The 9462-nt window shown below is 56.1% G+C and carries 9 protein-coding genes; all 9 read right to left on the bottom strand.

What is annotated here, in order from left to right:
- Positions 1-231: 231 nt before the first annotated feature.
- Positions 232-1623: a hexose-6-phosphate:phosphate antiporter gene (gene uhpT / locus HX884_RS23775; protein ID WP_013094812.1), complete on the bottom strand. Its 1392-nt coding sequence runs from the start codon at positions 1621-1623 to the stop codon at positions 232-234.
- Between the two features lie 140 nt (positions 1624-1763).
- The gene (locus HX884_RS23770) at positions 1764-3083 is read right to left on the bottom strand and encodes an MFS transporter (protein ID WP_178328896.1); all 1320 of its coding nucleotides are present in this window, start codon (positions 3081-3083) and stop codon (positions 1764-1766) included.
- Entirely contained in the window at positions 3076-4581 is a 1506-nt protein-coding gene (gene uhpB / locus HX884_RS23765; protein ID WP_013094810.1) for a signal transduction histidine-protein kinase/phosphatase UhpB, read from the bottom strand. Before uhpB ends, HX884_RS23770 begins: the two co-directional genes overlap by 8 nt.
- Entirely contained in the window at positions 4578-5171 is a 594-nt protein-coding gene (gene uhpA, locus HX884_RS23760) for a transcriptional regulator UhpA (RefSeq protein ID WP_013094809.1), read from the bottom strand. Before uhpA ends, uhpB begins: the two co-directional genes overlap by 4 nt.
- An 82-nt stretch (positions 5172-5253) precedes the next feature.
- Positions 5254-5541: an acetolactate synthase small subunit gene (gene ilvN, locus HX884_RS23755; protein WP_001171659.1), complete on the bottom strand. Its 288-nt coding sequence runs from the start codon at positions 5539-5541 to the stop codon at positions 5254-5256.
- Between the two features lie 3 nt (positions 5542-5544).
- Entirely contained in the window at positions 5545-7233 is a 1689-nt protein-coding gene (gene ilvB / locus HX884_RS23750) for an acetolactate synthase large subunit (RefSeq protein WP_040021106.1), read from the bottom strand.
- Positions 7234-7396: 163 nt separating this feature from the next.
- Positions 7397-7495: an ilvB operon leader peptide IvbL gene (gene ivbL / locus HX884_RS23745; protein WP_071830013.1), complete on the bottom strand. Its 99-nt coding sequence runs from the start codon at positions 7493-7495 to the stop codon at positions 7397-7399.
- A gap of 107 nt (positions 7496-7602) precedes the next feature.
- On the bottom strand, positions 7603-8082 hold the full coding sequence (locus HX884_RS23740; protein WP_058678977.1) for a type VI secretion system tube protein TssD: 480 nt from the start codon (positions 8080-8082) through the stop codon (positions 7603-7605).
- Between the two features lie 205 nt (positions 8083-8287).
- Complete coding sequence (locus HX884_RS23735; protein WP_155022517.1) at positions 8288-8992, bottom strand: hypothetical protein; 705 nt, start codon at positions 8990-8992, stop codon at positions 8288-8290.
- Positions 8993-9462: the final 470 nt, after the last annotated feature.

Here is a 9462-nt window from a genome sequence, read left to right as displayed (position 1 = left end):
ACAACCCGCTACGGGGGAGACTTACCCGAAATCTGATTTATTCAACAAAGCCCCGTACAACACAAAAAAATGAGTTATCTTATGACTTTAGGTGATGAATGGCAGTAAGATTGAGCGAAAGGCAGCAGCAAAAAGCATGGACCCGGCAAGGGTGTAAAGCGGAGTAAAGGCGGGACGAATAAAACAAAAAAGCCCGGCATCACACACCGGGCAAAGAAGTCACCTGCACACTCAGGCTGCTTTTAATTTCTGCACACGATTTTCACGGCGAATTTTACGTTCTTCGAGCACCGCAACCATCGCCATCAGGACGATACAGCCGATGGCGGCGGCATCCAGCGCCGCAAAGGTGCCTGCCCAGCCGGTGAGGCCGAAAATCGGCGTGCCGTCGGCAATCATCCCCAGACCCAGTTTGGCGAAGCTGTCGCCGATCAGGTAGGCGAAGGTGCCTTTAATCCCATCGGCGGCGCCGATCGCTTTTTTCGGTACAAAACCTACCGCCGCTACGCCGATCAACAGCTGCGGACCAAACACCAGGAAGCCGAGCGCAAACAGAGACGCCAGGTAAACGTACTGGTTGCTGGCGTGCTGGTAGACGCCCAGGGTAGCGATAATCAGCGCCAGCGCGACGCAGGCCACCAGCGCACGACGACCGTTGGCGAGGTCAGAGAGCCAGCCCCACAGCAGCGTACCGACCAGCGCACCCACTTCAAACAGGGTAAAGCCCTGAATCGCGACTTCTTTAGAGAGCTTCAGCTCCTGGAAGGCATACACGGTCGACCACTGGTCAATACCGATGCGCACCACGTACAGGAAAATGTTGGAGAAGCAGAGCAGCCAGATCACTTTGTTTTTCAGCACGTACTCAACAAAGATCTGCCATTTTGTCATCTCGTTCTCTTCGGTCTCTTTGTCCTCTTCGCTGATCGCCTCGCCGAACAGCTCTTCGGCTTTGCCGAGGCCATAAGATTCCGGAGAGTCGCTGCCGAAACGCAGACCGATAAAGCCGACAATCAGGGCGATAATCGACGGGAAGATAAACATGCCGATGACGTGACCATCAAACAGGTAGTTCGCGCCGAACAGCGCCACGCCTGCTGCACCCGCCCCGCCGAGGTTGTGGGAGATGTTCCACATACCAAGGTATGAACCACGCTTACGGCGCGGGGTCCATTTGGTGATGGTGGAGTAGCTGCACGACCCACCGGTACTCTGGAAGAAACCGCTCAGGGCGTAGAAGGCGATCATCAGGAACAGGCTGACGGAGCCCGCGCCCATGCTGGCGCTGAAGCCGAGCATACAGATGGCGGAGAGGATCAGCATAAACGGCAGGAATTGCTTGGTGTTTTTGCCGTCTGCATAGTACGAGACAACGGTTTTGCCCACGCCGTAGGTGATGGAGAAGCCCAGGCCAATCATCCCCAGCTGCGTCATGCTCAGCCCGTAGGTGGAGATCATGTCGTTCTGCGCGATGTTAAAGTTTTTGCGGATCAGGTACATGGTCAGGTAGCCGATAAAGACCACCAGATAGGACTGCATGAACGGTTTGAACCACATTTTGCGCCGCACGTCGAGCGGCAGATCCAGGGTCGGCTTGCGCACCTGATTAAGGAAGGCCAGCATGGTTTGCTCCTGAGCTGATTTTTACCTGCGAATGGCAGGCATTGTAAAAATCAGCCAGGAGAGATGCCTGAGACAGCGTCCAGGTAAAACCGGGAAAATTTCTTAGTTTTGCGCCACTCGGGGTGAAAAGGTGAGGCGCATCACATCACACTGGCTTCACGCGGCGCCTGCGCATGCAAAAACGGCAGCAGCAGCAGGGCCGATATCCCCGCCGCGATGGCGATCACGGCAAAGAAACCGCTCCAGTGCCAGATGTCGATCACCCGCGCCAGCGGCCAGCCGGAGAGGGACGCGCCCAGGTAGGCGAACAGCCCGACGAAGCCCGTCGCCGCACCCGCCGCCTCTTTATGCGAGCATTCTGCCGCCGCCATGCCGATCAGCATCTGCGGGCCAAACACGAAGAAGCCGATGGTAAAGAAGCACGCCGCCTGCATCACGTAGCTGGCGAACGGCATCAGCCACAGCGAACCGACGGAGAGTAAGATTCCTGTCGCAAAGATGAGGTTCATTGGGCCACGGTTGCCGTTGAAGAGCTTATCCGAGCCCCAGCCCGCCACCAGCGCGCCGATAAACCCGCCCAGCTCGAACATCGTCACCGCCGAGTTGGCGGTCACCAGGTCCACCCCCAGCGTCTCGGACATGTACAGGTTACCCCAGTCGTTGATGGCCGCGCGCACCACGTAGACCAGCACGTAGCAAAGCGACAGCAGCCAGATATACGGGTTTAACAGCACGTATTTGGTGAGGATCTCTTTGCGCGTCAGCCCCGCCCCCTCAAGCTGTTGCGCCACTTCCATTTCATCGTGCCGCCAGTCGCCCACCGCGGGCAGCCCCACGGTTTGTGGCCTGTCGCGCAGCCGCCAGCAGAGGAACAACCCGGCCAGGATCGCCAGACCACCGGCAATCATCATCCCCGCGCGCCAGCCGTAGTGCAGCGCCGCTGCGCCCACCACCATTGGGATCAGCGCTCCACCGACGTTATGCGCGGTGTTCCAGATAGCCCACCAGCCGCCGCGCTCGTTGCGCGAATACCACGCCGTGAGCAGGCGGGCGCAGACCGGCGCGCCCCAGCCCTGGAAAAAGGCGTTCAACGCCCACAGCAGGGCAAACGCCCAGAGCGAGGTGGAAAAGCCAAACAGAATGTTCACCACGCCGGTGGCGATTAGTCCAAAACCCATAAAATAGCGGGCGTTGGAGCGGTCGCTGACGATGCCGGAGAAGAACTTCGACAGGCCGTAGGTGATGTAGAACAACGTCGCCAGCAGGCCGATATCGGTGCGCGTCATCACGCCGCTGGCAAGGATTTCTGGCGCGGCGGCGTTGAAACTTTTGCGGGTAAAGTAGAACAACGCGTAGCCGAGCCAGATAGTGATCAGGATATGACGACGCCAGTAGCGGTAGCGGGCGTCGATCTCCGCTTTGTTGCCTATCGGCGCGGCGTTTGCGGGGGTTTTAAACATGATGGCTCCTTAGCGGCAGGCTGACGCTGACGCGCGTCCCGTGGGTGCAGGAGATATTCAGCGTGCCGCCCAGCGCCTTCACGCGCTCGCGCATGCCCGCCAGGCCAAACCCCTGCTGCCCCGAGCCCGGCGGCAGGCCGCAGCCGTCGTCCTCAATCACCAGCCTGAGGCTTTCATCCTGCTGCCAGCCCTGCAGCGTCACCGCGCTGGCGTTGGCGTGTTTGACGATATTGTTCAGCCCTTCCTGACAGACGCGGAACAGCGTGACGCGCTGGCCTTCACTCAGCAATGATTCATCAATGCGCCAGTCGAGATGGCTGACAATTCCGCGGCTTTCCAGCTCCATCTCGCGCATCAGGGAGCGCACCGCCTGTTCCAGAGAGAGATCGTCCAGCTGGCGCGGACGGAGCCTGCCCAGCAGGCGACGCACCGAATCGTACACGCCAAGAGAGAGCTGTTCGATATGCGCCCCGCCCTGCTTCACTCCGGCGTTATCCGCCGCCAGGCGCTGAACAATGCCCGCCTGGGTGCGAATGGCGGTAATGGTCTGGCCGATGTCGTCATGCAGTTCGCGCGCCACCTCCTGGCGCACGCTCTCTTCGGTCTCCAGCAGGCGTTCTGCCAGGCGGCGATTGCGCGACAGTTCGGTTTGCAGGGACTGGTTCAGCTCACGCAGACGCTGAATACCTGCCCCGAGCAGCAGCCCGGTCAGGCTCTGCGCCAGCAGAGAGAGCAGTAAATCGACCGGGTGATCGTGCCAGGTCTGGCTGGCAATCAGCGCGATGGCGTTCATCAGTGTGGCGATCAGCGCCCCCTGCCAGCCGTAATGCCAGGCGAGAGCAATGATCGGCAGCGCCAGACAAAACGGGGTAAAACGGGAAAGCTCAGCAGGCAGGCCAAGCTGCAGCCACAGGCTCACCACAAACAGCAGCAGATACCAGATGAGATGCCGGGCGCGCCAGTTAACCGGCTGGGAGACCAGCGATGGCCCGAGCGGCTGCCAGACAGTGCTGGTGAGATAGTGCCAGAAAACCAGACAGGTGGGTGCCAGCGTCAGGCCGCCGGTCAGGGTCAGCAGCAGGGCGTTAAGCATCTCCTTTTCGCCTACCCACGGCAGGGATTGCAGCAGCGCGGCAGCAATCAGCGCCGCCCCCTGGCGCAGCAGCGTGCGCCAGTCGCGCTGGTGACGATAGCGGGAAATCAACGCAACCGGGAGGAGCGTGAGCAGGCTTCCGGTCATCAATAAGGGCAGATGCGCGAGGGCGACTTCCTGCGACAACCAGATCAGCATCAACCACTCTGCGCCCAACAAAACCGGCCAGTAGCCGCGCGGGCATTGCAACATCAGCCCCAGACGCAGGCCAAAGGGAAACAGCAGCACCGCCAGCTCCGGGCGTTCCACCAGATGCAGGCTGATGCTCCACAGGCAGAACCAGGCGGCAGAGAAGATAAAAAAGCTGGCAACAACGGCGATCAGCCGCGAAATCAACGGGTTCATTGCCAGCTATCGAACATACGGCGCGCCAGCTCGACGTCGTTGCTGACGCCGAGTTTTTCCATCAGGTTAGCGCGGTGAACGTGCACGGTTTTGGGCGACAAACCTAGTTCGGCGGCAATCTCTTTCACCGCCATCCCCTGCGCGAGTTTTTCTGCCACCTGACGCTCACGCCGGGTAAGCGGATCCTGACGTCCGGCCGCCAGCTTGAGGGCGATATCCGGCGTCAGGTAGCAGCCGCCCGTCGAGACGGTGCGCACGGCGGCAATCAGCTCGTCCGGGCTACAGCGTTTAGAGAGAAATCCGCGCGCCCCCGCGTTGAGCGCCTGCTCCACCAGCGCCGGGCTGTCATGAACCGAGAGCATGATAATCGCCATCCCTTTCGGTAACTGACTTAGCAGCTCCAGCCCGGAGAGATCCGGCATTGAGATGTCACAGATACAGACCTGTACGCCACGCCCCGGCAGGCCTGCCAGCGCCTCGCGCCCCGAGCCGAACTCTGCCACCACCTGAAAATCCGGTTCGAGGTTTAGAAGCTGGGCAAAGCCGGAGCGAACGATAAGGTGGTCGTCGATGAGAGCGATGGTGGTCATGTCTGTTCCTGCGGTCTGAAAACGCCGGATGGCGCTGCGCTTATCCGGCCTACAAGAGCGAAAGACGCTTACCTTAAGCGATCTATTCGAAGAACACCGCAATTTTGTTAAACATGGTGGGATCGGACTGGTTGCGCGCCACTCTGGTGACGTCTTCAAGCTTGTCGATCTGGGCCATCATCTGCTCCAGACGCTGATCGTCATTGACCAGTAGCCAGATGCGGCTGTGCTCGCTGCCCTGAATCGGCAGACAGAGAATGCCTTCGACGTTAAACGCGCGACGGGCAAACAGCCCGCAGACGTGGGTCATGACGCCAGGGTGGTTGCGGACGGTGAGTTCCAGAATGACGTTTTCATGTTGTTTCTGCATGGCTTATTCCCCCACCATCTCAGTATTTGCCGCACCCGGCGGCACCATCGGATACACTTTTTGTTCAGGGTCGATACGGACGTGGATCAGCGCCGGGCCCGGACGAGAGATCGCCGCCTGCAGCGCTGCGTGGGCGTCCTCTTCTGCGTTCAGATCGCAGGTATGCAGGCCAAAACCGGCGGCAATTTGCATAAAGTTAATCATCCCCGGATAGGTCGCCGCAAACACCCCCTGCTTGTAGAACAGGCTCTGCTGCTGGTGTACCAGCCCCAGCGCCTCGTTGTTCATCAGGATGATTTTAACGTCTAACTGATTTTCGGCCGCGGTGGCCATCTCCTGAATGTTCATCATCAGGCTGCCGTCACCGGAGAAACAGATCACCTTGCGGTCCGGGTTCGCCAGCGCCGCACCCACTGCCGCAGGCAGACCAAAGCCCATGGTTCCCAGGCCGCCGGAGGTCAGCCACTGACGCGGACGGTTCAGCGGATAGGCCTGGGCGGTCCACATCTGGTGCTGCCCAACGTCGGTGGTAATAATCGCGCTGTCGTCCACGCAGGCGGCCACGGCGTTAATCAGCCCGTAGTGGCTCAGCGGGTCGCCTTCGGTTGGGATCGCGCCCGGGAACTCGCGTTGCAGATCCGCCACCATCTGACGCCAGTCGGCGCGGTCAGTTGCGTCCGTTTGCGGGATCAGCTGTGCCAGCACGTCGGCCACGTCCCCCTGAATCGCCACGTGCGGTTGTTTGATTTTACCCAGCTCAGCGCGGTCGATATCCACGTGAATGATTTTTGCGTTCGGGCAGAACTGCTCGGTTTTACCAATCGCCCGGTCATCAAAACGCGCGCCCATCACAATCAGCAAATCCGCCTCTTGCAGGATGTAGTTAGTGCTGCGCGCGCCGTGCATGCCCAGCATTCCTAATGACAGCGGGTGTGCTTTGGGCAGCATGCCGAGCGCCATCAGGGTCATGGTGGTAGGCAGGTTGGCTTTTTCAGCGAACTGACGGATTTCATCTGCGGCGTTGATTGCCCCGCCGCCCAGATAGAGCACCGGACGTTTAGCGGCGTTGATCATGGCCGCGGCATCGCGCACGCTCTCAGCGCTGAATTCTGGCGCGGGTGCTCGCTCGCCCGGCTCCGGCAGGACGTCGATCTCAATTTCTGCGGTCTGGACATCCTTAGGAATGTCTATCCACACCGGGCCTGGGCGACCGGACTGCGCAATGCGGAACGCATCGCTGATAACCTGAGGAAGCTCGGTAATATCGCGAACTAAATAGTTATGTTTGGTGATGGGGATAGAGATGCCGTAGGTATCCACTTCCTGGAACGCATCGGTACCGATCATTGAGGACGGCACCTGGCCGGTAATGCAAATCAGCGGAATGGAGTCGAGACGCGCGTCGGCGATGGCGGTTACCAGGTTGGTCGCCCCCGGACCGCTACAGGCCATACAGACTGCCGGTTTACCCTGCGTACGTGCCATGCCCTGAGCGATAAAACCCGCTCCCTGCTCGTGACGCGCCAGCACGTGGCGGATCTGCGTGCTTTGGCTTAACGCGTCATACAGCGGCAGCACCGTACCGCCCGGAATACCCGCAACCGTGGTAATGCCCTGTCGTTCCAGTAAATGAACAATCAGCTGCGCGCCCGTAAAACGCGTCTTGGTGGATGTTGTGCCCGAACTTGCCATGCTCCAGTCCTTTTCTTCTGAGCCAGCTTTACGCGTCGTATTTCAGGTTGCAGATGCGTTGGCTGCAACCCGAACTACTTAGCGTATCCGGGAGGGGTCCTAAACGAAAAACCCCGCCCGGTTTGCGCCGGCGGGGTTTTGGATTCGTGTGTTGATCCAGTCCCTACGGCGCATTGCCGACGACCACCACCACACGCACGACGACCACTGCGGCTGGTTGCGCAGTTTTTAGTAGGGTCGCGGTGTTCATGGATGCAGTCATGGGGGACCTGTGTTTGGAATCATTGATTGAATTTATACAAACACAGGTTTTCGGGCGTGACAATGGAAATATTTTCATCTGCGCAAAAATGCGTCAGGGATCACGTTTTAGTATGTTGCTCGCTCATTCCAGGCGTCACTATAGACGACATTTCCGTCGCAATGTTTCCAGGTGATTTTCTCATAGCGTATGAGAACCGTTTCGAGGTGTGTTCCGGTGTTGGCACCTGGATACAAATCGGGTGTAATAGAAGTTATTTTTACATTCTCCATAATGATATTAAAATACTCCTGCTCTAAACCAGCCTCATTAATCTGATACATCTTTATGGTGGCTGACTGAAGCGTTCTCCCCGTACTCAACGCCCGAAATAAAAACGGAGTGACACGATCAAATTCCTTCTGGAACATGACGGGCATATGTATGCGCGTGCCCGTCAATTTCCCGGTATTCCCGTCGACCGGGATATTGACATTATGAGTGAACGATTTAAGTTCAATTGCGCCTTCACGCCCTGACACCAGGCAGGGACCTACCATTGGCGAACCATTTTCATCTGTCAGAAACAAATAAGCCGGATTTGACATACAAACTCCTTTTTATAAAACTCAATCGTACTTATCAAAGCGGCCGAAAATTATCGGATGAACAATAATAAATACGACGATAGCAATGAATGTTAATAATACCCAGTGGTTGGGCACCAGCCAGAGAAACAAAGAGGCGCAAGCAAAAATATAAACGGGGAATAAAACATCTGTAAAAAGAATGGATAGCAGACTCTTAAACATGCTATTTATCCTTTAAGTCGTTATAGATCGCATCAAAATCCTTGTAGAATCCCATTTGTACTTTCTTAATGATTTCAGCCAGGAATGGTTCAAAAAAGTAGTAAAGCATCTCCAGTTGTGCGGCATAAAGGGTGGCGTAATACTTAGGATCCAACACTTTCAGACGACGGGCAGCAAGAGCGCACTTCTGGTCCGTACCCATCAGCTGCAGAGCCATAACAACATTGGGTACACGGCGCGCAAGCCGTTCGACGACGATCTCTGAAAGTAAGCCGGATTCCGAAAGGGATTTGGCCAGCGTCCATGCTATCGCTAAACGCGCTGCCTTGCTTGCCGGGATGTTTTTAACAAGGCCGGTTACGTTTGAATCCGTCTTGCGAACGCGATTTTTTTCATTCCCATTTTCAGAATCAGTCATAATGCTTTCAAAATAAAGATAGAGCATGTGTGCTATTACATTGCGATAACGGTAAATAGACACAATTGAGAGGTACATCCTTTTTTCTTCTGAGAGTAACTCTTCACACACATCATGATAGCTGGGGATTAAGCATGATGAATACCAACTAACACGCTCCATTCCTGAGTAGATATCAGAACCGATCCCCTTTAATGCTTTCCATGTCCCAGCAACGCCTTGTTGTCCATAAATAGCTAACTGCCTGTCGCTCTGGAACTTCATCTTCAAGTAATCAGATGCTTGCATAACGTATCCATACTGTTTTTATGGTTATATGAATATACGTTGAAAAACCGGGCAATTCAAATCCGTTAATTTTATTTAAATACTCATTCACGTTAAAAATAAACAGACTTAATTTTATTTAAATAATTTATATTTAAGGATTATTAACTGAAACATTAATATGTACCTTATTTCTGCCGGGTACGTTGTCAATAAATCAACTGGCATCCCGTTCTGTACAGAAAGCAGAAAACAAAAAAACCCGCCGGAGCGAGGTTTTTTCAGGGTTTTGCGGTTGGTTGCCGCAGAACACACTGTGTTACGTCAACGCACGAAGTATATGCGATCGAAGACGAACGCGCAATTCCGGCACGGATTTTGACGTTTTTGAGTATGGAATGGGTTTCGAATTTTGTCCACAAAATACTGTTCATGCATGGGTCTTCCCCGATCATGGTGGGAAGACTCAGAACGCCATATTCAGTTTTCCA

The organism is Enterobacter sp. SECR19-1250, from assembly GCF_013391025.1.
GTDB classification, from domain to species: Bacteria; Pseudomonadota; Gammaproteobacteria; order Enterobacterales; family Enterobacteriaceae; genus Enterobacter; species Enterobacter cloacae.
Note: the sequence above shows the minus strand (reverse complement) of the source record. Positions and strands in the feature narration are given on the sequence as shown.